Here is a 25,439-nt window from a genome sequence, read left to right as displayed (position 1 = left end):
AACCTCACGCTGCAGCGCGAGGACGCCCAATCAGACATCCACCCGCCTGCCTCCAGCTGGGCGTTCATGCGCTCCGATCGTGCTCTATGTTCTGAGCTGCACTCGCGGCTGACCAATGCGGGACCGCAAGGCCGCGATCCATCGCAGGGATGGCTCGTCCACAGCGTGGGTGAACACCCAGGCCAGTATTAGCATTCCGACCAGATACAGGGGCGCCAATACCGCTTCGGGGACGCCCTGCAGATAGGACCAGGCGACAATGGTGTAGAGGGGCGGCACATGGACAAGGTAAAGACCAAAAGATATCCGTCCCAGGGACAGCGGGACTGAACGGGACAGACCGCGCGCCAGCCATGGCAAAGTCAGGGTGGCATAGATCAGCAGCGCCGCAGCAACACCGTTCACGAAGCCGCGTGGTTCACCCAGCTCCAATGCCTCCGGTACGCCGGGCAACCCAAGCCGCTCGTGCGCTCCATCGCCCATCCCGCCCACCACGAGGGCCACGATGAACGATGCGATCGGCAGCAGGATGCGGCTTGTCCGCAGCAGACCACGGCGGTGAGCCTCGTAGAGACCCGCGCCGAAGACGAACCCGATGTACGTATCTGGAAGCCAGAGCAGGATGGCCACGCCCGCCGCCAGCAAAGACCACAACCGCGTCGGCCCCTTCGTCAGCGCATAAAGCACGAAGATCCCCAACGATCCGAACAATTCGATCTGCATCGTCCACAGGACGTTGTTGAATGCCGAGTCACCACGCAGGAAGTTGCCCAGCAATCCGTCGGCTGCCGCGTGCCAGATGGGGTGGATCGTTCCTTGGTAGGTGTAGTCGAGCCACCGCGAAGGTGCTGGTAACGCTGCCTTCAGGGCGGATGCACTGTCGGGGAAGGCAGTCAGCCACCCCCAGGCCAAAAGGCAACTGGCAGTCACCGGCACTGCGAGCCGAAGATAGCGTGCCACAGAGTTCATGAGTAGCGAGCCTCGACACCGGTCAGCCGCGGCTGCCATGACGAAGCCGGAAAGCACGAAGAACACCGAGACTGTGGATCGGCTCCCAACCTTGACCCCTATCGGCGCCTGAAGATGACCCCGCCTAATGTCACTCGATGTTCTGTTTTCGAGGGCTAAATCTTTACTGGGCTAGGGTCAGCCATGGACGCCGATAGGGGTTAAACGCTTTGCTGATCCACAGCCTGTGCATCCCTAGCTTCGAGGGCATTCACGGCGAACCCTGGATCTACAAGACGCCTCACCATCCGGACTACAGGAGGGACCGCGTTGAGCGCATGGTGAAGGTGGCGCTCGCCACCTCGGCGGCCCCTACTTACCTGAGGGCTCTCCCGAACAACGGCTATCTGATGGTGGACGGCGGCCTCTGGGCCAACAATCCGATCATGAACGCCGTCACGGACGCGCTCGCCTGTTACGATATCAAGCGCTCGCAGCTCCGGGCTCTCAGCCTTGGCTGCGGGGAAACGGCCTTCACCGTCGATGCGGCACGGTCCGGGGGCGGTATGCTCCAGTGGAAGGACGCCATCAGGGCGGCGATGCGCGCGCAGTCGCACAATGCGCTCGGCCAGAGCGGGCTCCTGGTGGGGAGGGATAACCTCGTCCGGCTCGACGCGCCTGTCAATCGGCGTGCAAAATTGACCCTGGATCGGCGCGCAAAAATGACCCCGGTTGCGGGCGCGGTGATGGGCTAGTTGCGGTTTCTGAACCGCCAGCTGGCGTTGCCGGTCTCGATGATGTCGCAGTGGTGCGTCAGGCGGTCGAGCAGCGCGGTGGTCATCTTGGCGTCGTTGAACACCGTCGGCCATTCCGCGAACAACAGGTTGGTGGTGACCAGGATCGAGGTCTGCTCGTACAGGCGGCTGATCAGATGAAACAGCAGTTGACCGCCTGACTGGGCGAACGGCAGGTAGCCGAGCTCGTCCAGCACCACGAGGTCGAGACGGGTCAGCTGCTCGGCCAGGCGGCCGGTCTTGCCTGCGCGCGCCTCGGCTTCCAGGCGGTTCACCAGGTCGATCACGGTGTAGAACCGCGCCCGCCGCCCCAGGCGGATGCAGCTCAGCGCGATGGCCACGGCCAGATGCGTCTTGCCCGTGCCGGTGCCGCCGACCAGCACCGCGTTGCGCTGATCATCGAGGAACGCACCGGTGGCCATCTCCCGCACCAGCCCCTCGTTGATCGGGGTGTCCGCGAAGTCGAACTCGGCGATCTCCTTGATCAGCGGCAGCTTGGCCACGCCGACCTGATAGCGGATCGAGCGCGCCTGCTTCTCGGTAATCTCGGCTTCCAGCAGAGTGCCGACCAGCTGCTGCGCCGGATACTGCCGCTTGAGCGCGGTGCTGAGCAGCTCGTCATAGGCGGCTTTCATGCCCACCAGCTTGAGCTCGCTCATCAGCTCCAGCACCTGATGTCGTTCCATGACTTTGGCTCCTGAGGGTGTCGTAACGGGCGCAGTCGGCGATCGGCTCATGCCGCAGCCGCAATGCGTCGGGGGTGGCGATGTCCGGCGGGGTGGTTGCGGGACGCTGGCGCGACAGGGCGTTCAACACCACATCGCTGCTGCACAGGCCTGCCGCGAGCGCCTCGGCGCAGGCGGCCTCCACGGCGGGCAGACCGTCCAGGGATACAGCCTGCAGGATGGCCACCATCTGCCGGTCGCCATCCGCGCTGCCACGCAGCCGCCCCTGCACACGGCCCAGAGCGCCGGGCAGCACCCAACCCTTGAACGGGGCACCATTGCGCAGCGCACCGGGCTTGCGCGCCAGCACCGGCACGTAATGCCAGGGATCGTAGACGATCTGCTCGCGGCCAAAGCAGCGCGGATGCTCGCCGACCACCTGTCCGTCCTGGCGGATCAGGATCCGCTCGGCATAGGCATGCACCTCGACCGGCCGCCCGACCGCCTGCGCCATCACCGAGTAGCGGTTCTTGTCATAGGCCACGAGGCAGGTTTTGGAGACAGCTGAGGTGCGGGCGTTGAACCCGTCGAACGTCCCGACATAGGGCACCAGGGCCGGACGCTCCTGCTCGAACATCTCCCACACCGGGCAGTCGCGGCGCTCGGGATGCGGGTGGCTGCGGGCGTAAAGCACGCATTGCTCGAGTAGCCAGCCATTCATGTCATGCAGCGAGGCGAACTTCAGGCGTGGTTTAAAGAACCGGTTTCGCACCAGGCCGACCTGGTTCTCCACCTGACCTTTCTCCCAGCCCGAGGCCGGTGTGCAGGCCGTTGGCTCGACCAGGTAGTGGCTGCACATCTGCAGGAACCGGCGATTGAACTGTCGCTCGCGCCCAACCCCGACGACGTCGACGGCTGTACGCATGTTGTCATAGATGCCGCGCTGACAGGTGCCGCGGAAAAACGCGAACGCCTTGTCATGCGCATCGAACACCATCTCCTGGCTTTCGCGCGGATAGGCACGCACGAACAGCATCCGGCTGTGACACAGCCGCATCTGCGCCACCCGCACCGCGACCGTGGCGCCATGCAGCACCACGACCTCCTGCGACCAGTCGAACTGGTACGCCTCGCCAGGCTCAAAGCTCAGCGGGATATAGGCGTCTGAGGTGGCCGTGCCACGCTGCCGCTGTCGCGCCCGGGCGTAGCGGCGCACGGTATCGTAGCCACCGGTGAACCCCTGCTGCTGCAGGTCCTCAAACACGCGGATCAGATCGAGCCGCTCGCGACTGGGCAGCCGCTCATTGGCGCTGAGCCGCTGTTCCAGCAACTGCGTCCAGGCTCCGAGCTTGGGCCGCGGCTGCACCTGACGCTCGTAGGTGAAGGCTGTCTCGCCCGAGCGCAGCACCCGCCGCACCGTGTTGCGCGCCAGACCCAGCTCGCGCGTGATCTGCTTGATCGACTTGCCGTCCACGAAATGCGCCCGACGCACCCGGGCCATCATGTCCACCGTCAGCATCCCCCCGCTCCCCCTCTGAGGAGGGGCAGCATCTCAAATTTGGGGGGTCAGTTTTGAACGCCGATCACCCCGCCAGAGGGGTCAATCTTCCACGCCGATCCACAGTCTGGGATGTTGATCGTAAAGGGTGAAATCATGATGGTCTCCGCTATAGCCGGCATGCGGATCGATGGGAGAGGGCGTCCACCCATCTGCTATCCATATTGTCGATAGATGATCCGAGAGCCGACGGCCGCTCGGCATGATGCTTGGTAGATCGCCAAGGTTGAAATCGAACCTTCTGCCTGATGTTATCCATCGCATGGATACCAGAAACCTCGATCTTGGCCTGCTCGTCACGCTTGAAGCCCTTTTGGCAGAAGGGAACGTCACGCGTGCCGCACGGCGTCTGAACATGAGCCAACCCGCCTTGTCGGCCCGGCTGGCGCGGCTTCGTGACGCCCTCGGCGATCCGCTCCTCATTCCGGCACAGCGCGGGATGGTCCTGACCCAGCGCGCCGTCGAACTTCGGCAGCCATTGCATGAAGCGCTGGAGGGTGTCCGCAGGGTTGTGGCAGATGGAGCACCATTCGACCCTGCGACCATGCAGGCCACCCTGGTGATCGCCGCAAGCGACTACCAGCAGTATGCGCTGCTCACCCGGTTCTCGGTCGCGCTCAGGACCGAGGCACCCATGGTCCGCATCGCTTGGCGTGCTCTCGACGTGCTGGCGCTCGCCACACAGCTGGAGCGCGGCGAGGTCGACCTGGCCCTGGCAACGCCGGACCATGCGCCGGCGGCCATGCGCCAGCGTCAGCTCTACTACGAGAATTACATGGTGATCGCTCGGCAAGGACACCCGGCCGTGCAGGGCCGTCTCAACCTGGACATATTCTGCGCTCTGGAGCACGTCGTCGTGTCGCTCCAGGGCGGCGGGTTTTCGGGACCTGCCGATGCGGCACTAGAGGCCGTCGGCCGCCGCCGCACTGTAGCCTTGTCCACGTCGGGCTTTCTGATCGTGCCGGAGGTCGTATCCCGGTCCGACATGATTGCGCTGGTTCCTCGGCGTTTTGCCGATAGCTGGTCGGATCGCCTGCAAGTGCTGGAACCGCCAATCACCATTCCTGGCGTTACCGTAGCAAGTGTCTGGCACGACCGGACCACCAACCATCCGGCACAACGCTGGCTGCGTGAACGGCTGGCGACGTTGGCCGCCGAGGGGTAATACCGACTGAACTGAAGGCCGCGCGCGACGTTTTCCGAAATGCCATCGTTTCGGGAACGTCTGGGTGCTGTCGGAAGGATCCCGAGAGTCTGCCGTGGGTCGATAGCCGGCACGGGTCGCAGGCGCAGCCGGGAGGCCCGGTACAGAACATTTCAATTCTGCTCCCTCGTTGCGTCGCCACGGTCTGCTTGTGCAGCGGTCTCCTGCGAGCGCTGAGGACCCGCACTGTCCCGGATCAGGCACCATCGCGCTTCATCCGGATCAGGCATGCAGCCGGGCCAGAACGGCTCGGCGCAGAAGCGGTTCTCGCGGGTCAGCCAGCGTTCGGCTGCCAGGCAGCGTTGCCAATTCTCCGGCGTCGCTGCCGGACCATCCAGATACAGGGTCTTGAGCCATGCCATGCCGAGCAGTTCGGTGGCAGGCAGGAGTTCGGTCACCCAAGGCCATTTGGCCGGCATGGCCGGGCGCGCAACGGCGGTCGCCCCTCTCGAGACAGCACGGCGGTAGCCCTTCAGGAAGTGGGATTCCAATCTGACACCGAAGGTGCCGCCATCCGTCCCGATCAGCGTCTCCAGCACCGTCAGGTCGCAGCCGCCCGGCAAGATCAGTTCGGTCGGGAACGCCATGGCCATGCCCAGGAACGTCCCGGCCCGCGCGAACAGGTCGATCTCGAAGAAGTAGCCGAGCACACGCATTCGGCTCGCTGTGGAGCGGATGCTGGCGGCTTCGTCGCCAGGACGGATGCCGCGCCATTGCCGGAGCAGGACGGACCAGACCGCCGCAGCGTCGCCATACCCGGCCGCCGATGCCGCCCAATGGCGCTCCAGGTCCAGCGAGATGCCGCGTCCACCCGTGCTCCGCGCTTCGGCGATCATGCGCTGGATCACCTCCTGTGCTCCGGTGCCTCCCCAGGAAACGACCTGGACCAGGTGATGCATGGCGGGCGAGGCATCCAGGTAGGCCTGAAGCATGTAGCCGACGCCCTGCGCCACCAGCCCGCCCTGGCTCTGGCCGGTCAGCACGACCTCGCCGCCGCCCCGCATATCCCGCGCGTAGGAGGCGGCATCCCGGATCATCTCCAGCGCCGCCGTGGAGGTGAACTGCGCGCGGCCGAAGGTCAGGCCAGAAGCCCAACTCCGGAAATCCCGGTGCTCGAAGACGTGGGTTCCGGCGATGGCGTAGATCCGGTGGGGCGCGCTGCCGCTCCCAGGCACGCGTTCCAGGGCCACAGCCGCGAACCCGCTGAACATGTCGCCGTAGAGCTTCACGGGGCGGTAGTCGGGAAGCTGGCTGAGGTCGGTCTGCAGCACTGGCGCCACGCCTGTCGCCCCGGTGCCTGGCAGGCGAATATCGTAGGCCATGTCTGCGGCCACCACGGTGGCGTCATCCAGGCTCCAGAGCTGCGGCAGGCGGGATCTCCGGTCCCTCATAACGTCGCGGCCGCTGCTGCGGGGGAGGTAGAGCGTCGAGGCGCTGCCTTCCGGAAGCCTCAGGTTCTGCACGTCATCGAGGTGGAGCTCCAGCCGAAGCTGCTGCCCTGAGCCGCTCCACGTCGCGCGGATGCCATGATGCGCCAGGATGTCCTGCGCAACGGGCGCGAGACCGGGCAGTGAAAGTGTCACCTGATGCGAGCCGTTGCCGGATTTGCGGGCCGGTTCACCGCAACGGTCTGCCGGGAGTTCCGCGGGCCCGTGGCCCATGACCTGCACCGGCTGCGCCCGCACTTGGGCAGGCATCAGGAGCAACAACAACACGAGCCCCGTTCGAAGGGCACCGGGAAAGAACGTGGGTGCGGGCCAAGTCATGGAGCGCTTCGTACTACGCGAAGTGCGGGCAACACAGGAATGCGAGGCCAGGCGTCCGGCATCTCGCTCCAGCGGCGGGGGCACGCCCTGTCTTTCAGGCAGCGGATGCCCCTGCCCGGATGCAGGGCTGACCCGCCGAAAGCACACTTCAGCAAAAACATATTCTTATCAATCATCGGGGGGGCGGTCCTGGCGGCGATGCGGGGGAGCTGTCAATGCCGATCCACATCAGTGAGCGAACCTCCATTCCGCTCGGCCGAGGCCCCGCTTATCTACCGGCGATGAGCATCGATACTCCCCGTGCCAATACCCTGCCTCTTGCCCTGACCATGGGTGATCCCGCCGGCATCGGGGGAGAACTCAGCCTTGCCGCCTGGCAACACCACGGGGGCAAGCAGGGGCCTGCCTTCGTGGTGCTGGATGATCCGGAGCGACTTGCGTCCCTGGCCCGGCACCTTGGCATGGCGGTACCGATCCACGTCGTGGATGGCCCGGAGGAGGCAGCAGTCGTGTTTCCCCATGCCCTGCCGGTCCTGCCGGTCCGCCTGCTCCAGCCGGTCCAGCCCGGCCAGCCCAATCCGGCTCATGCCCCGGCAGTGCTCAAATCCATCGAGCAGGCCGTGCGGCTGGCTGAGGCGGGACGGGTGGGAGCCGTCGTGACCAACCCGATCAGCAAGGCCACGCTGTACCAGGCTGGCTTCCGCTTCCCCGGGCATACGGAATATCTCGGCGCGCTGACGGGCACGTCGGCGCCACCGGTCATGATGCTGGCGTGCCCGAGCCTGCGGGTGGTGCCGGTGACCATCCATGTGTCGCTGCTCCAGGCACTGGCGGCCTTGACGACGGCGGAGATCGTGCGCCAGGGGCGAGTGCTCCACCACGCCCTCCGGCAGAACTTCGGCGTCACCCATCCCCGCATCGCGGTGGCAGGGCTGAACCCCCATGCCGGTGAGGGTGGCGCGATGGGCGACGAGGAATCCCGTATCATCCAGCCCGCGGTCGATATCCTGCGGGCAGAGGGAATGACAGTGACCGGCCCACTGCCGCCGGACACCATGTTCACCGCACGCGCACGGAACAGCTATGACGCGGCGCTCTGCATGTATCATGACCAGGGCCTGATCCCGTTGAAGACGCTGGACATGGACGGCGGCGTGAATGTCACGCTCGGACTGCCGATCCTGCGAACGTCACCCGATCATGGCACCGCATTCGACATCGCGGGCAAAGGTGAAGCCCATCCGGGCAGTCTGTTGGCCGCTCTCAGCATGGCTGCCGACATGGCTGCCCGCACGCCCGCACAAGATGGAGACATCCGTTGAGCAGCATTCAACGTCCTGACATCCGCCTCGGCATCAATGTCGATCACGTCGCGACGGTCCGGAATGCCCGCGGCGGCATCCATCCCGACCCGCTCGCGGCGGCATTGGTCGCCCTGGAGCACGGCGCGGACAGCATCACGATCCATCTGCGCGAGGACCGACGTCACATCCGTGATGCCGATGTGACGTCGATGCGGCAGCAGATGCCGGGGCCCATGAACCTGGAGATGGCGGCCACCGAGGAGATGCTGGCCATCGCCATGGCGGTGCGGCCCCATGCAGTCTGTCTGGTGCCGGAACGGCGGGCGGAGCTGACAACAGAGGGCGGGCTGAACGCCGTCGGCCAGTCCATGCAGCTCTTCCCGATCATCAAGGCTCTTTCAGCCGAAGGCGTCAGGGTGTCCCTGTTCCTGGACCCCGACCCGGCGCAGATCGCCGAGGCAGCGAAGCTCGGCGCCGGGGCAGTGGAGTTGCACACCGGCACCTATTGCGAGGCCCTCGCTGGCCCGGCGCGTGAGGCCGAACGGAACCGCCTTGTTGCCGCTGCCCGTGAGGTGGCCGCGCACGGCATGGAATGCCATGCGGGCCACGGTCTCGACTACGAGACGGCGGCCGAGATGGCGGCGGTTCCCGAGATCATCGAACTCAACATCGGACACTTCCTGATCGGCCAAGCCATCTTCGATGGACTCGGAGCCACCGTAGCTCGGATGAAGCAAACCATGCGGGACGCGCGATCACGTTGAGCGCGGGTGTGGAACGGGGTGGGAGGCAGTCCGACCCTGCCGGTCCGCCGTCGAGGCGGCAGCGCGGGTCGAACCAAGCGACGGACCGCCCGACCACCCACCGCCTGGGCTGCACGGCACAGCCCTATCGTCCTGGTGCCATGCCGATCAGGGCGAGGATGACGGACTATGCATGGCCCAGACGAGATGCGGCACAAACCCGATCGACGGCGCGCAGCGCGCACGCAGTGAGTGCGTTGGCCGCCGCAACGGTGCCGATCCTTACCCTGCGGTGATCCCGGCTTGTTTGATCACCGACGCCCAGCGCCCGTAGTCCTGCTGGACAAGTTCCCTGAAGGCTTCAGGGGTCGTCGGCGTCGGAACCATGCCCTGCGCTTCCAGGGCGCCGATGGTCGCGGGTTCTGCCAGCCAGGCGTTGAGGTCGGCATTTATCCGCCGCACCAGGCTGCCCGAAAGCCCGGCAGGACCCAGGAGACCATACCACAGGTCTGCCTGCACGCCCGGAAAGCCAGCTTCCGCCAAGGTCGGTACGTCGGGAGCTGAAACAGAGCGACGCTCGCTGCCCACGGCCAGCATGCGGATCTGGCCTTCCTTCGCCAGCGGCAACGCGGTGTGCACCGGCAGGAACATCGCCGCCACCCGCTTGCCCAGGAGGTCCTGGATGGCGGGGGCGGAGCCACGATAAGGGATGTGGGTCAGCTCCACCTTCGCCGTCAGTGCGAACAGGGCCATGCCGAGGTGCTGCGGCGTGCCGTTGCCGGGGCTCGCGTAGTCGACCGCGCCGGGCTTGGCCTTCGCGAGTTCCACGAAGGCCCGCGCATCGCGGGCGGCGACATCGGGATGCACGACGAGGACCAGGTCGCCACGTGTCAGCAGGGCGATGGGCGTGAAGCCCTTCACCGGATCATAAGGTACCTGCTGGAACAGACTGGCGTTCATGACGAAGGTGTTGGGCTGCATCATCAGTGTCCGCCCATCCGGTGCGGCGCGGGCAACGGCCTGGGTCCCAATCAGCCCGCTGGCCCCCGCCCGATTGTCCACCACCACCGGCTGGCCTAACCGCGGCTGCAGGTGTTGGCTGGCGAGGCGGGCAAGGATGTCCGGCCCGGTGCCCGCGGTGTAGGGCACGACGATGGTGACTGGTCCGTCCGGGTGCTGCTGCTGCGCCCAGGCGTGGCGGCCGAGAAAGGGAAGAAGGGCAAACGACGCCAAGCCGCGACGCGGCAGGGTGAGGGGGCGCATGGGCGTTTCCTGGGTGATCTTCTTTGGCACGGACCCTGACAAAATAAGCAGACGTCTGTCAATAAGTTCCGTGTTCCCCCCTGGGGGGCAGCACGCGCGCAGCGGCTAGTTGCCTGGGCTTCGCTTCAGCGGAACCCGGATGGTCGTGTCGTGATAAGACAACAGTCGGTCCAGCAAGGCGCCCAGCGCCGCCGCCTCGGCGCCCGACAGGGGTGCCAGCAGGCGCTGCTTGGCCCGCTCTGCGGCAGGGCCAACCCGCCGCAGCAGGTCGTGACCCTCCGGGGTCAGGGTCAGCACATGGCGCCGCCGGTCGGTCCCGTGGCGTTCCCGGGCCAGCAGCCCACGCGATTGCAGGGTGGCAACCACCATGCCGGTCGTGGAGCGATCCAGGCCAACGGCCTTGGCCACGCCAATCTGGTCCAGTCCCGGCTGCTCCCGCAACGCCACCAGGATGCCGTATTGCGTCGTGGTGACATCGAAATCACCGCATTCTTCAGCGAAGATGGACATCGCCACCTGGTGGGCGCGCCGCAGCTTGAAGCCCGGACGAGCGTAGAGCACCTCGAGAGGACCGGCAGGCTCGTCGCCGGGCATCCGCGCGGCGGGCGGGGTCGCTTTTTTGGTCAGTGGCGTGGCCTTTTGAGTCGATCTGCGGATGTTTGCCGCAAGACCGCGGCTGCATCCATCCCGGCTGAATGGATCACAGTAAGAATAGGCAGACGTCTGCCGATATTGACGCCGCAGTTCTGGCATGGAATCGTCGGCGCCAAAGCGCTGAAAAGGAGACGCTGATGCCCCCCGCCACCCCGGACACTTTTCAGGTCATCATCGCAGGCGGCGGGCCGGTCGGGACGGGCTTGGCCATCGCCCTCGGGCAGCGCGGCATTCGCTGCGCTTTGATAGAGCGGTACAGGCAGCCGCAGCCGATCCCCAAAGGGCAGAACCTGACGCAGCGGACAATGGAGCACTTCCACTTCTGGGGTGTCGAGCAGGCGCTGCGCGCCGCTCGCACCATCCCCAAGGAATACGGCATCGGCGGAATGACCGCATATGGCACCTTGCTCGGCGACTATCATTACGACTGGCTGCAGCGCGAACTGGTTCGGCCTTTCTACTTCACCGACAACGAGCGCCTGCCGCAATACGCGACCGAGGCGGTGCTGCGAGCACGGGTGGCCGAGCTGCCCTCGGTCACCACATTCTATGGATGGTCAGCCGAGGCCGTGAGCCAGGACGACGACGCGGTCCGTCTTGTGATGGCCGATCGCGATGGCGGTGCTCGGCGAGAGCTTTTCGGAAGCTACGCGGTGGGCTGCGACGGGAGCCGGTCCACGGTCCGTGAAGCGGCGGGGATTCCCCAGACCCGTTCGGACCACGATCGGCTGATGGTGCTGCTGGTATTTCGCTCGCAGCGCCTGAACGAACTGCTGAGCCGCTATCCCGGCAAATCCTATTACAACGTGCTGCATCCGGACCTGCGTGGCTATTGGCAATTCTTCGGCCGTGTCGACCTTGATGGCGGCTTCTTCTTCCACGCGCCCGTGCCGCCCGGCACCACCCGGGACAGCATGGACTTTGCTGCCTACCTGCAACGTGCCGCGGGCGCCGAATTCGATGTCGCGCTCGAATATGTCGGCTTCTGGGACCTGCGCTTCGCCATCGCCGACCGTTATCGCGAGCGCCGGATCTTCGTGGCCGGGGACGCTGCGCATAGCCACCCACCCTATGGCGGCTACGGCATCAACACCGGGCTGGAGGATGCCGCGAACCTTGGATGGAAGCTGGCTGCGACGCTGCAGGGCTGGGGTGGCCCGGCCCTGCTGGACAGCTACGACGCCGAACGCCGCCCCGTCTTCGCATCCACCGCGCAGGACTTCATCGAAAAATCCATCCACGCTGACCGTGACTTCCTGGCTGCATTCGATCCTGCCCGCGACAGCGAGGCTTTTGAGGCAGAGTGGACAGCGCGCCAGTCGGGCGCAAGGAGCGAGGTCGCTTCCTTCGAGCCCAACTACGAAGGCTCGCCGATCGTGCCGGACGGGGCAGGGCAGCCGAGCGCCCTGGGATCCCATAGCTTCAAGGCGCGTGCAGGACACCACCTGGCACCGCAGCCCCTCCCGGATGGCGGCGACGTATTCCGCGAGCTCGGCACCGGGCTGACACTGCTGACCACGGTGCCTGACGGTCCCGCCAGCACCGCCTTCCAGGACGCCGCTGCCCAACGGGGCTTGCCTTTGCAAGTGGTCGCTATCGGCGCGGATGCGGCCGCCGCCTATGAAGCCAATTCCATTCTTGTGCGACCGGATCAGTTTGTTGCATGGGCCGATGGCGCCAGGCAGAGCTGCGTTGAGGAGGTCCTGGAAAGGGCGGTTGGAATGTCCTGACGACCGTGCGGCGCCAAGGCGAACTGATGGTTTGATCGAAAGCCGCCCCGGGCAGCAGCGAAGCGCCGTGCCGCAGCTACTGGCCGTCACGTTGATCGGCCAGCAGCCCCGCGAACGTCCCCGCCACGATCAGGACGGCGCCGATCAAAGCCGTGACAGGCTCGGACAGGAGGAGGTGGGCCAGAGCGAAGCCGAACAGGGGCTCGGTTCCCATCAGGAAGCCGACCCGGGTCGGGCCGCTGCGGCGGACCGCGGCATTCTGCACGTAGAAGGCCACCACCGTACAGAAAAGCGAAAGGAAGGCGACGCTGGCCCAGAAGCTTGCGTCGGCGTTCACGGCCAAGGTCCTCACGCTGTCCAGGCTCGCGACGGCCACGAACGCCACTGCGGTCACGGCGGTGGACTGCACTGCGGTCAGCGCCGCCGACGACATGGGGCGCCCCGACATCAGCCGTTTGGTGGACACCACCATGATGGCCCGGAGGACGGCCGCCAGAAGGATCAGCGTGTCCCCGAGGGTCCAGGCGCTCAGGCTGCCCACCAGGAACCCGACCCCGGCACAGGCGAGGGCGGCGCCAGCTACGACCACCGGCGGTGGCAGCCGGCGCGACAGGCCGTAATCGAGGAACGGGGTGAAGAGCGTGCAGAGCGAGATGACAAGGGCCGCGTTCGTCGCACTCGTCAGGCTGAGACCTGCGATCTCCGATATGAAGATCGCGGCCAGGATCGTTCCGAGCGCGGTTGCCCGGAGGATGTCCCCCCTCGAAGCGGCCGCGAGTTCGCGCCCCGCCAGCAGCGACATGATGCAGGCCGTGGCACAGAACCTGTAGAAGATCAGGACGAGGACGGGCGCGCCGGCCAGGGCGACCTTGGTGACCGGATAGCTCGCGCCCCAGACGACCGCGACACCGAGGACGGCCGCGTCTACCCAGGGGGTCGGAACGCGGATCCCGGACCGTCTGGCCCCAGCCACCTCGGACATGCTTTTTCCCGCCGCTGCCTGATGCCCGACCGTGCTGGTCCAGGCTTCCGGCCTCCCTGCTATGGGGAGGGGGCCGAGCGCTATAGAACGAAAGTGCGGGCCTGCTCCGGCCTGGCATAGGTGGCCGGGGTCACGCCGGTGATCGCCGTGAAGTGGCGGGTCATGTGGCTCTGATCGGCGAAGCCAGCCTCGATCGCGGCAGCGGCCAGCGATTGTCCCTTTAGCAGACAATCCTGGACCAGACGGACCTTCAGGTTGATGTGGAAGGCGTGGGGCGGCAGTCCCGTCGCGCGCTTGAAAAGGTCGACCGTCTGACGGCGGCGTAGACCCACCAGCGACGAGAGCTCGTCCAGGCTGACATCCTTCGCGACTTGGGCGTGCAGGTAGTCGATGAGCCTGCGGGCGCGGTGGTCGGTCGTCACCGCTCGCGGCCCGTCGTCGGATGTTCCGCCAGCCAGGCGCGCTACCACATCCGCGAAGGCGACCAGCGCCGCATCGCGCTCCAACATCAGCTTTGAGCCATGCACCGCGTCGTGAATGCGCTCCAGCCTCCGGGCAAGGTTCCAGTCATGCCGACTGGAGGAAGCGAAGTCGGGGAGGGGGGCGACAGAGGTGTCGCGGCGATCACCCAGGATCTCGGCCATCGTGTCCTCGGCGACGTAGAACATCCGCTGGACCCACCCGGCCTCGACAGCCGCATTCCCGTGGTGGATGTCGCCAGGGCGCATCGACATGACGGTCCCGGGCGGGACATGCAGCTGTTCGCCGCGGCACCAGACCGAATGCATGCCGCCGGTGATCACGCCGACAAGGTATTCCGGATGGGAATGCGGCCTGAAGGTCTGGCGCACGTAATGGGCGGCCAGGGTTTCGAGCCCGCGGTGCCCGAGTGGCCGTTTGAAGGAGACGCGCTCAGGCCGGTTCGGGGTGGTCGACGCCGCCTTCATCCTTCGATCCTGCCTCCTACTCGGCGGCAGCTTATCAGCGCCTGGTCCGGAACACAGCCACCCAGGCCGAAGATGGCATCGGCATCTGACCGGGTGCCGGACAGGCCATGAGCGATGTTTGCCGAGACAGCGTCCTGACCGGTTTGGCGGGTTGCAGGCGTCATTTGAGCCGGAAAGGCCCGGAGATCAGCCGACGAACAAGCACTCGGCTGATTCAACGCACCGGTTACCGTGAAGCTGGATGTGACCGGCGCGGCGACTGTTCCACCCCTGATGAGTGCGCAAGACGTCGGGGCCATCGCCCGTGCGCGCCTGATCGGGGGGGAGCATCCCTTGCCTCGAACACCGTTCAGGCCGGGGATCGATGTGGTTGCGGACTCCAGGCAAGAGCCTGCCTTCAGCCAGTGCACCGCCTTGGGTCACACCCAGCCTGCGGCGCCGTCCGCCCCTCAGCGCTGAGTTGTCGATCCGCCGCAAGACCAATATATCCGTGCGAATATAACGGAGCAGGTCCTATGTATCGCCGCCATCTCGCCGCCCTGACCCTTTGTGCAGCCCTTCTGGCGGCTCTTGGCCCGGCCCGGGCGCAGGATGCGCAGGGGCCTGTGGTCTTCGCCGCCGCCAGCCTGACTGACGCCATGAAGGCCTTGGGCGAGGCATGGCGCGCCAAGGGCCACCCGGTGCCGCGTTTCTCCTTCGCCGCGTCCTCCGCCCTGGCTCGCCAGATGGAGCAGGGCGCGCCCGCCGACATCTTCGCTTCTGCCGACGAGCCCTGGATGGACTACGTCGAGCAGCGCGACCTGATCGTCAACGACACCCGGATCAGCCCTTTGAGCAACAGCCTCGTGCTGATCGCACCCGCCGATTCCCGTCAGCCGCCAGTGACCCTGGGACGCGGCACCGATTTGCTGGCTCTCGCCGGCGCCGACAGGCGTATTGCCACCGGGGATCCGTCCAACGTGCCGGTCGGCAAGTACGCGCAGGCGGCGCTGACCTGGATGGGGCAGTGGGACCGCGTCTCACCCCGTCTGGCGCGGGCCGATAATGTCCGCTCTGCTCTCCTGCTCGTGGAGCGGGGCGAGGCGCCGCTCGGCATCGTTTATGCCACCGATGCGGCGGCGTCCCGTGGCGTCAAGGTGATCGGCACCTTCCCGGCCGAGGGCCATCCCGCAGTGACCTATCCCTTTGCCCTGGCCCGCCGCGCGGCGGACAACAGGGAAGCCCGCGCGTTCTTCGCTTTTGCCACCGGCAACGAGGCGGCGGAAACCTACCGCCGCTTCGGCTTTGGCCTGCGCGCGCAGTAGAAGCAGGCGCGCTCGTGGCGAAGGTCGCTCCTATCCGGTTGCTGTCTGCCGGCAGTCTGTCCACCGCGGCCCATGACCTGATGGCGGCTTTCAATGCCGGTGGCGGCGCCGTCGTCGAGGCCGCCTTCGGACCAGCCGGGCTGCTGCGCGAGCGCATCGAGGGCGGCGAGTCCGCCGACCTCTTCGCTTCCGCCAGCTTGCAACATGTGCGGGCGCTGGCGGAGGCTGGACGATCGGCACCGCCTGTCATCTTCGCGCGCAACACCCTCTGCGCCCTGGTTCGTCCAGGGTTGGCGGCGACGTCGGACAGCCTGCTCGGCCACATGCTGGACCCCGCCATCCGGCTCGGCACCTCGACCCCCGGGGCGGGTCCTTCCGGGGACTATGCCTGGGAGCTCTTCGCGCGTGCCGAGGCCATCCGCCCCGGTGCGCGCGCGATGCTCGAGGCCAAGGCGTTGAAGCTGGTCGGCGGGCGGGACACGGTGCCCGCTCCGGCAGGACGCCACTACGTCGGCTGGCACATGGCGGAAGGCCGTGCCGACATCTTCCTGAGCTATCGCACCTCTGCCGCAGCGGTTCTGCGGGAATGCCCGGGCACCCAGGTGGTGGACCTGCCGCCTGCCCTGGCAGTGGGTGCCGACTACGCCCTGGCTTTGCTTTCGGACCATCCCGGGGCAGTGCGGCTGTTCTGCTTCATCCTTTCGCCGGAAGGCCAGGACATCCTGGTCCGGCACGGGTTCGTCGCCGTTACGGAAGCCAGGAGCGTGCGGCGCGGATGATGCCTGCCGAACCGCTTGTGTGGGCTTGCCGATCCGGGCAGACCTTCCGTCAAACAAAGGAGATTTCATCATGAAGCTGTCCGCTCGCAATGTGCTGTCCGGCACTGTCAGCGAAGTCACCAAGGGGCAGACGACCGCCCGCGTGAAGATCACCCTGCCCGGCGGGTCGGTGATCACGGCTTCCATCACCAACGAAGCCGTCGATGCACTGGAGCTCAAAGTCGGCGACGAGGCTTCGGCGATCGTCAAGGCGTCTGACGTCATCGTCGGCAAGGCCTGATGCCCGCCGCCCCTGGCCGCCGCGCGCTGTTGGGGGCGATGGCCGCTTGGCCCCTGGCCGCTCGGGCCCAGGGCACTCGCCCGGTGCGGGACGCGGCGGGGCGCCTCGCCACCCTGCCGCAGCGGGTGACCCGGGTCTTCGCCGCCGGCCCGCCCGCCGCCCTGCCAGTCTGGAGCTTGGCTCCGGACCTTCTGGCGGGTTGGGTGCGGGCGCCGCGCGGCCCCGAACGGGCCTTCCTGCCGCCCGAGGCCGCCGCCCTGCCGGAAACCGGCCGCCTGACCGGCAGTGCCGCCGACACCGCCAGCGTCGAGGCCGTGGTTGCCGCCCGCGCCGACATGATCCTGGACTACGGGTCCGTCACGCCGTCCTACGCGGCACTGGCCGATCGCCTGCAAGCGCAGACCGGCATTCCGTCGCTGCTGCTGGACGGAACGCTGGCGAAGATCCCGGACACCTTCCGCCTGCTGGGCGAGATCCTGGGCCGCGAGGCCGCCGCCGCACCCCTGGCCGCCGCCGCCGCCCATCGGCTGAACGACGCGCGCGAGGCTGCGGCAGAACTGGCCGCGCGGGGCCGCCCGAGGGTCTACTACGCTCGCGGACCCCAGGGGCTGGAAACCGGGGTCGCGGGTTCGATCAACACTGAGATCATCGAGTTCTGCGGTGCGGAGAACGTCGCTGCCACGCAGGCGGGCCGCGGTGGGCTGGCCCAGGTCTCGGCCGAACAGGTGGTGCTGTGGGATCCGGACTGGATCATCACGCCGGAGGCGGGACTGGCCGCCGCGATGCCAGGTCACCCCTTGTGGGGCACGTTGCGCGCCGTGCGGGCGGGGCATGTCGCGGTCGCGCCCGTGTTACCCTATGGCTGGGTCGACAGCCCGCCTTCGGTCAATCGCCTGCTGGGGCTGGCTTGGTTGCCGGTGCTGTTCGGCATCCGCCCGAGGGACCGGTTGGCCGACCAGATCGGCGCGCTGTCCGACATGCTTTATCACCGGCGGCCGGACGAGGCGCAGCTTGCGGCCATGCTGCGCAGCGCGGTGCCCTGACCGCCTTCAGTCTGCCGCCGTGGCAAGGCGCGCCAGACGTTATATGCCTGTCAACATAACGCCCAAGGATGCTGCCATGATGTCCCGCCGTCTGCTGCTCCGCGCCGGGCTGGCGCTCCCGGCGCTTGCCTCCACGACGCTGCTGCGGCCACGCTTCGCGCAGGCCGCGACGCGCGAGATCGTCGACCAGAACGGCCGCCGTGTGCCGCTGCCGGAGCGCGTGACGCGCCTGGTGGTGCTGCAGCACCACAGCATGGATGTGCTGGCCCAGCTTGGCGCGACCGGGCAAGTGGTGGGGGTGCTGCGGGACTGGCGGCAGCAGCTCGGCCCCAGCTTCGCCCGCTTGGCGCCGGGCTTCGCCGCGTTGCCGACGCCGGGCACGCTGACCAGCGCCAATGTCGAGGAGTTGCTGGCCCTGTCACCAGAATTGGTGATCCTGACCCACTACGCACCACCCCAGATGGTGCAGGCCATCGAGGCTGCGGGCATGCCAGTGGCGCAGATGGCCTTCTTCACCGGCCCGCCCAGCGAGCGCGGCAAGCTGAACCCCGTGCTGGAGAACGAGAAGCAGGCCTATACCGATGGGCTGGTGGAGGCGGTGCGTCTGCTCGGTGAGATCACCGGACGGCAGGAGCGGGCGGCACGGCTGGTCGGGGCCGCCCTGGCGGGGCGGCGCCTGGTGGAGGAGCGCACCGCGAACCTCCCGGATACAGGCCGCACCAGCATGTACATGGCCAACCCCGACCTCACCACCTATGGCAGCGGCAAGTATACTGGCGTCGTCATGGGGCTGGCGGGCGGGCTGAACGTGGCGCGTGCCATGCAGGGCTATGGCAAGGTGACCATGGAACAGGTGCTGGCCTGGAACCCCGAGGCGGTGATCGTCCAGGACCGCTATGCCGCGGTGGCCGGCCAGATCCGCCAGGACCCGGCCTGGGCACCCGTGCGGGCGGTGGCCCGCAACCGCATCACGGTGACGCCTGAATACGTCAAGCCCTGGGGCCATCCCGTGCCGGAAAGCCTGGCGCTGGGGGAAACCTGGATGGCCAAGACCCTGCATCCCGACCTGTTCAACGATATCGACCTGCGGGCCCGCGCCGAGGACTTCTACCAGCGCTTCTACGGCGTGGTTTACGACGGTGCGTGACGATGTGGCCCCCGCGGCCGCCCCGACCCGGCGGGGGCAGCGGCACCTGCTGTGGTTGGGATTGCTGGCAATCGCAGCGGTGCTGGTTTCGCTGGGGCTGGGGCGCTTCAGCCTGCCGCCCGGCACCGTACTGCGAATCCTGCTGTCTCACGTGCTGCCCATCGAGGCCGGCTGGCCCCGCACGGCAGAGATCGCCTTGATGCAGGTGCGGCTGCCGCGCATCGGGGTTGCCATGCTGGTGGGCGCGTCCCTGGCCACGGGCGGTGCCGCCTGTCAGGGCGTGTTCCGCAACCCGCTGGTCAGCCCCTTCGTGCTGGGTGTCTCGGCGGGTGCCGGATTTGGCGCGGCGCTGGCCATCCTGTTGGACGGCGGGGCACTGGCGGTGCAGGTCTCGGCCTTCGGGTTTGCCGCCCTGGCGACGTTCTGCACCAGCCTCCTGGGGCGTGCCTACCGCGGCAACCGCACGTTGGTGCTGGTGCTGTCCGGCATCATCGTCGGCTCAATGTTCACCGCGCTGCTCGGCCTGCTGAAATACAGCGCGGACCCCGAGAACAAGCTGCCGGTCATCGAGTACTGGCTGCTCGGCTCGCTGTCCGGCGTGCGGGCACCGACCTTCTGGACCCTGCTGGCCATCAACGCGCCGTTGCTGGCCCTGCTGCTGGCGCTGCGCTGGCGATTGAACCTCCTGGCCATGGGCGACGAGGCCGCAAGCGCGCTGGGCGTCCGCGTGGGCCTGGAACGCGCCCTCCAGCTTGGCCTGGCCACGGCACTGGCCTCCAGCGCCGTGGCGGTCTGCGGGCTGGTGGGCTGGGTGGGGCTGGTAGTGCCGCATCTCGGCCGCCTGCTGGTGGGCGCCGACCACGACCGGCTGTTGCCCGCCACCCTGCTGATGGGTGGCACCTTCCTGCTGCTGGTGGACACGCTGGCTCGCTCCTTATCCTCCGCCGAGATCCCGCTGGGCATCGTCACTTCCCTGGTGGGCGCACCGGTCTTCGCCGTCATGCTGCTGCGAGGAGAGAAGGCGTGGTCGTGACCACCGCGTCGCTGGCCACGCACGGCCTTGCCTTCGCGCATCCCGGCGCGCGGCGCCCGGTGTTCGAGGAACTGAGCGTGACCCTGCGGCCCGGTCACCCGCTGATCATTCTCGGCCCCAACGGGGTCGGCAAGTCGACCTTGCTGCGGTGCCTCGCTGGCTTGGCTCTTCCCACCCGCGGGACGGTGACCTTCGCCGGGATGCCGCTGCGCGGTCTGAACGACGCACAGCGGGCGCGGCGCATCGCCTTCATGGCGCAAAGCGAAGCGGAAACATTTGCCTTCACCGTGGCCGACATCGTGCTGACCGGCCGCGCGGCGCATCTCGGGCTGTTCCATCGCCCCGGCAAGGCCGACCGCGGGCGGGCGGCGCGGGCGCTGCACCGGCTCGGCATCGGCCACTTCGCGGCGCGCTCCATGCATGAGCTCAGCGGGGGCGAGCAGCAGATGGTGCGCATGGCACGCGCCCTGGTCCAGGACAGCCCGGTGCGGCTGCTGGACGAACCCATGGCGCACCTGGACCTCGCCAACCAACGGCAGGTGCTGGACGTGGTCCGGGCCCTGGCGTCGGAGGGCCTCGCCATCGGGATGAGCAGCCACGACCCCAGCCACGCCCTGGCCTGCGGTGGCGACGTGCTGCTGCTGGGGCGCACCCGGGCGGTCGCGGGTCCCGTGGAGCAGATCATCGCCCCGGCTTTGTTGAAGGAGGCATATGGTCTGCCGATCGACGTCCTTCGCACGGAGCGGGGGCGCGATGTGGCGGTGCCGGACTTTGGCGGGCCATCCTCGGCAGCGCGCTATCTCAGCCGGCGGCCGGACCCATGACCGCAACCGAGGAGCCTTCACGACACATGACGCGCAAGGATCAGATCAGGCCGGGCGAGCAGGCCGTCGCTGTGCCGGACCGCATCGATGCTGGTCTGGTGTTCGTGGGCCGCATCCACACGCCCTGGACGGACCGGCTGCAATGTCCCCGCCAGGGCCGCTTGGATGGGCCAATCTGCCGGGTGGAGGTGTTCCCGCCCTGGGCACCCGCGATCCTGGACGGTGTGGAACTGAGCGCACGCCTGGAACTGCTCTACTGGCTGCACCTGTCCCGGCGGGACCTCGTGCTGCAAAGCCCGGCGAGCGATGGCAAGACGCGCGGAACCTTCTCCATCCGCTCGCCGGTGCGGCCGAACCCCATCGGCTCCTCGGTCGTGGTGCTGCGCGGACGGGAGGGTTCGACACTGCTGGTGCAAGGACTAGATTGCCTGGACGGCACGCCATTGCTCGACATCAAGCCCGATCGCTCGGACTTCAAGCCACCGGCACCACGCCAGCCTGGCGACGACGACGTCCTCGTATCGCGGTGAAACGGCGGTGGCGGCCGACCAGTGCGCGGCATCTTGCAGATCGCCCAGCCTTGTCGCGAAGGATCGTCCGGGTAGAAATCACCCTCCTGCGCCTGCTATCGTGTGGTCGATGACCAAGCCCGAGCTGAGCCTTCGCGTCGATTTCGGTGCCCGCCGCCTGGGGCCTGGCAAAGTGAAGCTGCTGGAAGCGATCTCGAAGGAGGGATCGATTTCTGCTGCGGCACGGCAGCTCGACATGTCCTACAAGCGCGCATGGGACCTGGTGAACGACCTGAACCAGACCTTCGGAACCCCGGTGGTGGCCACGGCCGCGGGGGGCCGCGCGGGCGGTGGTGCGTCCCTGACGCCGATGGGGGAGGACATCGTCGCATGTTACCGTGCCATCGAGCGTGACGCGCTGAAGGCGGCCAAACGTCATCTGAGTGCGCTCGCCCGCCACGTGGCTGGCTAGTCCGGCCCGCCAAACCTCACTCGGCTGCGAAAGCGACGACCTCCTCCGCCCGCATCCAGACCGCCGTGTCGTGGAACACCGCGCCGCCGGACGGAAGGGCAGGTTCGTCGCTCGTCAGCACGTTGATGCCGTGTCCCGCTCCCCCGAAGGCGGCGGCGGGCCAGATGCTTTCCACCACCACGGTGCCTGATGTCTGCCCGGGGACGTGGCGGGCGTGCAGCACCACTTCGCCCCGCGCATTGCCGAGGCGCATCAGCGCGCCGTCGGTGATGCCGTGCCGGGCACCGTCCTCCGGCGCGATCAGGGCCTGAGGACGCCCCTCGCGCTTGCGGGCGTTCGGCGTTTCCGTGAAGGTCGAGTTCAGGAACTGCCGCGCGGGGGCCGCGACCAGCCGCATTGGCCGTTCCTCGGTCGCCAGGTCCACCAGCGGCACCCAGTCCGGCAAGGGGGGGAGCTTGCCCTCCGCGTCGCCCAGTGCCCGCCAGTCGGCGCGAAAGCGGAAGCGGCCGTCGGGATGGCCGAAGCCGTCCAGGAAGTGCGCGCGCGCAAAGGGTGGCTGCACGTCCAGCCAGCGGCGTTCGGTCATCTCCTCGGCGCCGGGATAGCCGGAAGCACGCAGCGTCGCATCGGCCAGTTCCAGCCCCGACATCCGGAAGGTCGGATCATCAAGGCCGAGACGCTGCGCCAGAGCGCAGACGAGGTCGTGGTTGGAGCGCGCCTCGCCGGGCGGCTCGATCACCTGACGGCCGATCTGCACGTGGCTGTGGCCGCCGGCCTGATAGATGTCGTCGTGCTCCAGAAACATGGTGGCAGGCAGCAGGATGTCCGCGTAGCACGCTGTCTCCGTCATGAACTGCTCATGGACCACGGTGAAGAGGTCTTCGCGCAGCAAGCCCTCGCGAACGCGGTTGCTGTCGGGGCACACGGAGGCGGGGTTGCCGCTTTGCACCAGCAGCACCCGCACAGGCTGGCCGCCCAGCAGCGCCCCGGTATCGTTAGTCAGGATGCTGGCAATGCGGCTCATGTCCAGCTCGCGCACCGCGGGATCGCGCCAGGCGGTGCCCTCGATCAGCGACTTGTCCCAGCCGTAGATGCCGTGGTTGTTCCACAGCGCCCCGCCGCCCTCGTGCTTCCACTTGCCCGTCACGGTGGGCAGGCAGGTGAGCGCGTGCATGGAGGCGGCGCCGTTGCGGCCGCGCGTGAAACCGAAGCCCGCGCGAATGTAGGCGCGGGGGGTGGCGTTGTAGAGCGCGGCGAAGGCCTCGATCTCCTCCACCGCCAGCCCGGTGATCGGCGCCGCCCAGTCCGGCCCGCGCGTCGCCAGATGGGCTTCCAGCGCCGCCGGATCATCGGCAAAGCGCGCCATGTAATCGCGGTCGGCGTGGTCGTCGCGGAAGGCGCAGTGCATCACCGCGCAGGCCAAGGCGGCATCGGTGCCGGGACGCAGCGCGAGGTGCATGTCGGCCGCAGCGGCGCTGCCGGTGCGGTAGGGGTCGATCACCACCAGCTTGGCCCCCCGCTCCTTGCGGGCGCGGGTCACGTGACTCATCACGTTCACCTGGGTGGAGACAGGGTTGGTGCCCCACAGCACGTTGAGGTCTGCCACCGCCATCTCGCGCGGGTCCACGCCCGTCACGCGCCCGCAGCCCGCCGTCCAGCCCGCGGCGGCGATGGTGGAGCAGATGGTGCCCTTGCGGCCGGACCAGCGCATGGCATGGCGCAGGCGGAAGATGCCGTCGCGGTTGACCAAACCCATCGTGCCCGCGGAGGAATAAGGCCAGACCGCCTCGCTGCCATGCCGGGCGGTGACCTCCGTGACGGCGGCCACGATGCGATCCAGGGCCTCATCCCAGGTGATACGGCGGAACATGCCGCTGCCCTTCGGGCCGTCCCGCAGCATGGGGTAGAGCACGCGGTCGGGATGATGCACCCGCTCCGCGTAGCGCATGACCTTGTTGCAGATCACGCCCGCCGTGTAGGGATTGTCGGCACCACGCACCGTGCCGATGGTGCGCTGGTCCAGCACCTCCACGTCCAGGGCGCAGGTGCTGGGGCAGTCATGCGGGCAGACGGAGGCGCGGGTCTCGGGCATCGGCGTCCTTCGGTGTCTTCGGGGCGGGTCAAGCAGGCAGACCGCCAGCGTGCCGTCAACACCCTGCCTCTGCCAGCAAAAAAGCCCTTTCCGCACGACGAGCGGCTGCTTCGACGGGCCGGCCGGGGGTGGGACGGTTGCCCGCACCAGGCCAGGGCGGAGCGAGCGTCACGAGGTATTCTCCGGCGCGGCCGCGAGGCCATGCAGCGCGGCGAGAAAGGCGGCGCCCCCCGTCCCGCGCAGCGGGATGAACGGCTTGCCGAGGCGGCGGCAGTGACGCTTCACGGCCAGGGCCGCGTCGTGGCTCACGCAATCCACGGGAAACAGCGCGACATCGGCCCGGCTGGCGAAACCGGCGAGTTGAGCCTCGGCATCTTCGACACCGCCGTCGTGCAGCAGCAGGACGGCGCCCGCGTCCTCCGCAATGCGCCGCAACCGAGCGGACTGGTTTGGCCGCCCACCGACATAGAGCAGCGTCATGCCGCGCAGATCGAGTCTGATCCGAGCATCGCCTGCTTCCCCGGGCGCGAGGGCCTCCTCCAGCGCCACGATCTCCGCCCGGAGCGTTTCCACCTGTGCCATGGCCTCGGCACCGGCCCGCTGCTCCGCGTCGAGGCAGGCCCGCATCTCCTCCAGCCGCCGTTCCAGGGTGAGCCGGTGCCCCACCTCGCTGTCCAGGCGGCGACGTGCGTGTTCCAGTTCCCCCTGGACCTCCGCGTCGCTACGCTGCGCCACGCTGCGCCTGTCCGGCTTCTGCGGACGTTGGTGCAGCTCTTGAATAACGACGTCACGCTCCGCCGCCAGATCCTGGAGGCGGGCCTGCTGCCGGGCGACCTGTGTTGCGAGGGCCACGTTCTCGGCTTCCAGTTGCGCCAGGCGGCGGATGTCGGCCCGGTTCGCGGCCCCGACGAGGTGGGACAGCATGTGCACCTCCCCGAACACCTCCCGCTGCAGTTCGGGCGAGGCGTCCGAATGGGTCATCACGGCCCAATAGGGACCAGGGATATCCCCGGCGGCGCGGGCTTCTGCCCAGAACTCCCGTACGGCCTCCGTTGTCCGGGCGCGGGCGCAGCGGTTGATGGCGGCCGTATGGCGGGCGTCGAGTGCCTTTTGCAGAACTTTGCCAGCAGCGTCGTGCCGCTCGGACAAACCAACCGCAACGCCATGCAGGGTGTGATCGCTTTCCCGGGCATGGGGCGGGTGCAGCTTGATCAGGAGCTTGCGCAGCTCACCGGTGGACAGGCAGGTGCCGATGATCGAGCAGTGGAAGACTCCGGACAGCTCCCACAGCTTCCGGCGCCGGTGCGCGAAAGCGTAGGCATCCTGCGGGCGGATGGGCAGCGGCCCTGACGCAGCGAGACGGCCGTGGGATGGACCCACGGCCCAGCTCCCTGCGAT

24 protein-coding genes are annotated in these 25,439 nt (G+C 67.7%); 14 read left to right on the top strand and 10 right to left on the bottom strand.

Annotation, left to right across the window (positions count from 1 at the left end; translation table 11 throughout):
• Positions 1–84: 84 nt before the first annotated feature.
• Positions 85–1,071 (bottom strand): acyltransferase family protein, encoded by a 987-nt coding sequence (locus IAI59_RS01805; RefSeq protein WP_272877396.1) that lies wholly within the window; start codon positions 1,069–1,071, stop codon positions 85–87.
• Positions 1,072–1,178: 107 nt separating this feature from the next.
• Between IAI59_RS01805 and IAI59_RS01800 the strand changes: the two genes are divergently transcribed.
• Positions 1,179–1,703, top strand: a complete 525-nt coding sequence (locus tag IAI59_RS01800) for a patatin-like phospholipase family protein (protein WP_207417800.1) — start codon at positions 1,179–1,181, stop codon at positions 1,701–1,703.
• Here IAI59_RS01800 and istB read toward each other — a convergent pair.
• Positions 1,700–2,428, bottom strand: a complete 729-nt coding sequence (gene istB / locus IAI59_RS01795; protein ID WP_207419048.1) for an IS21-like element helper ATPase IstB — start codon at positions 2,426–2,428, stop codon at positions 1,700–1,702. The genes IAI59_RS01800 and istB overlap by 4 nt on opposite strands.
• A complete protein-coding gene (gene istA / locus IAI59_RS01790) occupies positions 2,361–3,926 on the bottom strand; it encodes an IS21 family transposase (protein ID WP_207443809.1) in 1,566 nt (521 codons plus the stop codon). Before istA ends, istB begins: the two co-directional genes overlap by 68 nt.
• A gap of 301 nt (positions 3,927–4,227) precedes the next feature.
• Between istA and IAI59_RS01785 the strand changes: the two genes are divergently transcribed.
• Entirely contained in the window at positions 4,228–5,130 is a 903-nt protein-coding gene (locus IAI59_RS01785; protein ID WP_207419453.1) for a LysR family transcriptional regulator, read from the top strand.
• 152 nt (positions 5,131–5,282) lie between these two features.
• Here the strand turns inward: IAI59_RS01785 and IAI59_RS01780 are convergent, their stop codons facing one another.
• Positions 5,283–6,881, bottom strand: coding sequence for a hypothetical protein (locus tag IAI59_RS01780; protein WP_207419452.1), 1,599 nt, complete (start codon positions 6,879–6,881; stop codon positions 5,283–5,285).
• A 335-nt stretch (positions 6,882–7,216) separates the two neighbouring features.
• Here IAI59_RS01780 and pdxA point away from each other — a divergent pair, with 335 nt between their 5' ends.
• Positions 7,217–8,257, top strand: a complete 1,041-nt coding sequence (pdxA, locus tag IAI59_RS01775; RefSeq protein WP_207419466.1) for a 4-hydroxythreonine-4-phosphate dehydrogenase PdxA — start codon at positions 7,217–7,219, stop codon at positions 8,255–8,257.
• Positions 8,254–9,003: a pyridoxine 5'-phosphate synthase gene (locus tag IAI59_RS01770; protein ID WP_237180973.1), complete on the top strand. Its 750-nt coding sequence runs from the start codon at positions 8,254–8,256 to the stop codon at positions 9,001–9,003. The genes pdxA and IAI59_RS01770 overlap by 4 nt, the downstream gene beginning before the upstream one ends.
• Positions 9,004–9,264: 261 nt before the next feature.
• Here IAI59_RS01770 and IAI59_RS01765 read toward each other — a convergent pair whose 3' ends face one another.
• Both IAI59_RS01765 and IAI59_RS01760 read right to left on the bottom strand, forming a co-directional pair.
• Positions 9,265–10,245, bottom strand: coding sequence for a tripartite tricarboxylate transporter substrate binding protein (locus IAI59_RS01765; RefSeq protein WP_207419451.1), 981 nt, complete (start codon positions 10,243–10,245; stop codon positions 9,265–9,267).
• Positions 10,246–10,350: 105 nt separating this feature from the next.
• Positions 10,351–10,806: a MarR family winged helix-turn-helix transcriptional regulator gene (locus IAI59_RS01760; RefSeq protein WP_207419450.1), complete on the bottom strand. Its 456-nt coding sequence runs from the start codon at positions 10,804–10,806 to the stop codon at positions 10,351–10,353.
• Between the two features lie 230 nt (positions 10,807–11,036).
• Between IAI59_RS01760 and IAI59_RS01755 the strand changes: the two genes are divergently transcribed.
• Positions 11,037–12,629: an FAD-dependent monooxygenase gene (locus IAI59_RS01755; RefSeq protein WP_207419449.1), complete on the top strand. Its 1,593-nt coding sequence runs from the start codon at positions 11,037–11,039 to the stop codon at positions 12,627–12,629.
• 76 nt (positions 12,630–12,705) lie between these two features.
• Here IAI59_RS01755 and IAI59_RS01750 read toward each other — a convergent pair whose 3' ends face one another.
• The gene (locus IAI59_RS01750) at positions 12,706–13,611 is read right to left on the bottom strand and encodes a DMT family transporter (protein WP_207419448.1); all 906 of its coding nucleotides are present in this window, start codon (positions 13,609–13,611) and stop codon (positions 12,706–12,708) included.
• A gap of 80 nt (positions 13,612–13,691) precedes the next feature.
• The gene (locus tag IAI59_RS01745) at positions 13,692–14,558 is read right to left on the bottom strand and encodes an AraC family transcriptional regulator (protein WP_207419447.1); all 867 of its coding nucleotides are present in this window, start codon (positions 14,556–14,558) and stop codon (positions 13,692–13,694) included.
• Positions 14,559–15,073: 515 nt separating this feature from the next.
• Here IAI59_RS01745 and modA point away from each other — a divergent pair.
• The 9 genes from modA (at position 15,074) to IAI59_RS01700 (ending at position 21,949) form a co-directional block, all read left to right on the top strand.
• Positions 15,074–15,862 carry a molybdate ABC transporter substrate-binding protein gene (gene modA / locus IAI59_RS01740; RefSeq protein ID WP_207419446.1) on the top strand — a complete coding sequence of 263 codons (789 nt, stop codon included), beginning with the start codon at positions 15,074–15,076 and terminating at the stop codon, positions 15,860–15,862.
• Between the two features lie 14 nt (positions 15,863–15,876).
• Entirely contained in the window at positions 15,877–16,641 is a 765-nt protein-coding gene (locus IAI59_RS01735) for a molybdate ABC transporter substrate-binding protein (RefSeq protein WP_207419445.1), read from the top strand.
• A 70-nt stretch (positions 16,642–16,711) separates the two neighbouring features.
• Complete coding sequence (locus IAI59_RS01730; protein ID WP_207419444.1) at positions 16,712–16,921, top strand: TOBE domain-containing protein; 210 nt, start codon at positions 16,712–16,714, stop codon at positions 16,919–16,921.
• Complete coding sequence (locus IAI59_RS01725) at positions 16,921–17,964, top strand: ABC transporter substrate-binding protein (protein ID WP_207419443.1); 1,044 nt, start codon at positions 16,921–16,923, stop codon at positions 17,962–17,964. Before IAI59_RS01730 ends, IAI59_RS01725 begins: the two co-directional genes overlap by 1 nt.
• Positions 17,965–18,040: 76 nt before the next feature.
• Positions 18,041–19,111 carry an ABC transporter substrate-binding protein gene (locus IAI59_RS01720; RefSeq protein ID WP_207419442.1) on the top strand — a complete coding sequence of 357 codons (1,071 nt, stop codon included), beginning with the start codon at positions 18,041–18,043 and terminating at the stop codon, positions 19,109–19,111.
• Positions 19,104–20,144, top strand: a complete 1,041-nt coding sequence (locus tag IAI59_RS01715) for a FecCD family ABC transporter permease (RefSeq protein WP_207419441.1) — start codon at positions 19,104–19,106, stop codon at positions 20,142–20,144. The genes IAI59_RS01720 and IAI59_RS01715 overlap by 8 nt, the downstream gene beginning before the upstream one ends.
• A complete protein-coding gene (locus IAI59_RS01710; RefSeq protein ID WP_207419440.1) occupies positions 20,135–20,968 on the top strand; it encodes an ABC transporter ATP-binding protein in 834 nt (277 codons plus the stop codon). The genes IAI59_RS01715 and IAI59_RS01710 overlap by 10 nt, the downstream gene beginning before the upstream one ends.
• Before the next feature lie 26 nt (positions 20,969–20,994).
• Positions 20,995–21,498, top strand: coding sequence for a tRNA (N6-threonylcarbamoyladenosine(37)-N6)-methyltransferase TrmO (gene tsaA / locus IAI59_RS01705; protein ID WP_207419439.1), 504 nt, complete (start codon positions 20,995–20,997; stop codon positions 21,496–21,498).
• Positions 21,499–21,607: 109 nt separating this feature from the next.
• Positions 21,608–21,949 carry a winged helix-turn-helix domain-containing protein gene (locus IAI59_RS01700; protein WP_207419438.1) on the top strand — a complete coding sequence of 114 codons (342 nt, stop codon included), beginning with the start codon at positions 21,608–21,610 and terminating at the stop codon, positions 21,947–21,949.
• Positions 21,950–21,965: 16 nt separating this feature from the next.
• On the opposite strand, the gene IAI59_RS01695 is transcribed toward IAI59_RS01700, so the two are convergent.
• Together IAI59_RS01695 and IAI59_RS22940 are read right to left on the bottom strand one after the other, a co-directional pair.
• The gene (locus IAI59_RS01695) at positions 21,966–24,041 is read right to left on the bottom strand and encodes a molybdopterin-dependent oxidoreductase (RefSeq protein WP_207419437.1); all 2,076 of its coding nucleotides are present in this window, start codon (positions 24,039–24,041) and stop codon (positions 21,966–21,968) included.
• 168 nt (positions 24,042–24,209) lie between these two features.
• Complete coding sequence (locus tag IAI59_RS22940; RefSeq protein ID WP_237181175.1) at positions 24,210–25,421, bottom strand: DUF2325 domain-containing protein; 1,212 nt, start codon at positions 25,419–25,421, stop codon at positions 24,210–24,212.
• Positions 25,422–25,439: the final 18 nt, after the last annotated feature.

This window comes from Roseomonas haemaphysalidis, assembly GCF_017355405.1.
Lineage (GTDB): Bacteria > Pseudomonadota > Alphaproteobacteria > Acetobacterales > Acetobacteraceae > Pseudoroseomonas > Pseudoroseomonas haemaphysalidis.
Note: the sequence above shows the minus strand (reverse complement) of the source record. Positions and strands in the feature narration are given on the sequence as shown.

Bases quoted from the DNA above. Each gene is read 5' to 3' on its own strand.
- istB (WP_207419048.1), bottom strand. From the start codon at position 2,428: ATGGAACGACATCAGGTGCTGGAGCTGATGAGCGAGCTCAAGCTGGTG.
- istA (WP_207443809.1), bottom strand. From the start codon at position 3,926: ATGCTGACGGTGGACATGATGGCCCGGGTGCGTCGGGCGCATTTCGTG.
- IAI59_RS01785 (WP_207419453.1), top strand. From the start codon at position 4,228: ATGGATACCAGAAACCTCGATCTTGGCCTGCTCGTCACGCTTGAAGCC.
- pdxA (WP_207419466.1), top strand. From the start codon at position 7,217: ATGAGCATCGATACTCCCCGTGCCAATACCCTGCCTCTTGCCCTGACC.
- IAI59_RS01765 (WP_207419451.1), bottom strand. From the start codon at position 10,245: ATGCGCCCCCTCACCCTGCCGCGTCGCGGCTTGGCGTCGTTTGCCCTT.
- IAI59_RS01755 (WP_207419449.1), top strand. From the start codon at position 11,037: ATGCCCCCCGCCACCCCGGACACTTTTCAGGTCATCATCGCAGGCGGC.
- IAI59_RS01750 (WP_207419448.1), bottom strand. From the start codon at position 13,611: ATGTCCGAGGTGGCTGGGGCCAGACGGTCCGGGATCCGCGTTCCGACC.
- IAI59_RS01745 (WP_207419447.1), bottom strand. From the start codon at position 14,558: ATGAAGGCGGCGTCGACCACCCCGAACCGGCCTGAGCGCGTCTCCTTC.
- modA (WP_207419446.1), top strand. From the start codon at position 15,074: ATGTATCGCCGCCATCTCGCCGCCCTGACCCTTTGTGCAGCCCTTCTG.
- IAI59_RS01730 (WP_207419444.1), top strand. From the start codon at position 16,712: ATGAAGCTGTCCGCTCGCAATGTGCTGTCCGGCACTGTCAGCGAAGTC.
- IAI59_RS01725 (WP_207419443.1), top strand. From the start codon at position 16,921: ATGCCCGCCGCCCCTGGCCGCCGCGCGCTGTTGGGGGCGATGGCCGCT.
- IAI59_RS01720 (WP_207419442.1), top strand. From the start codon at position 18,041: ATGATGTCCCGCCGTCTGCTGCTCCGCGCCGGGCTGGCGCTCCCGGCG.
- tsaA (WP_207419439.1), top strand. From the start codon at position 20,995: ATGACGCGCAAGGATCAGATCAGGCCGGGCGAGCAGGCCGTCGCTGTG.
- IAI59_RS01700 (WP_207419438.1), top strand. From the start codon at position 21,608: ATGACCAAGCCCGAGCTGAGCCTTCGCGTCGATTTCGGTGCCCGCCGC.
- IAI59_RS01695 (WP_207419437.1), bottom strand. From the start codon at position 24,041: ATGCCCGAGACCCGCGCCTCCGTCTGCCCGCATGACTGCCCCAGCACC.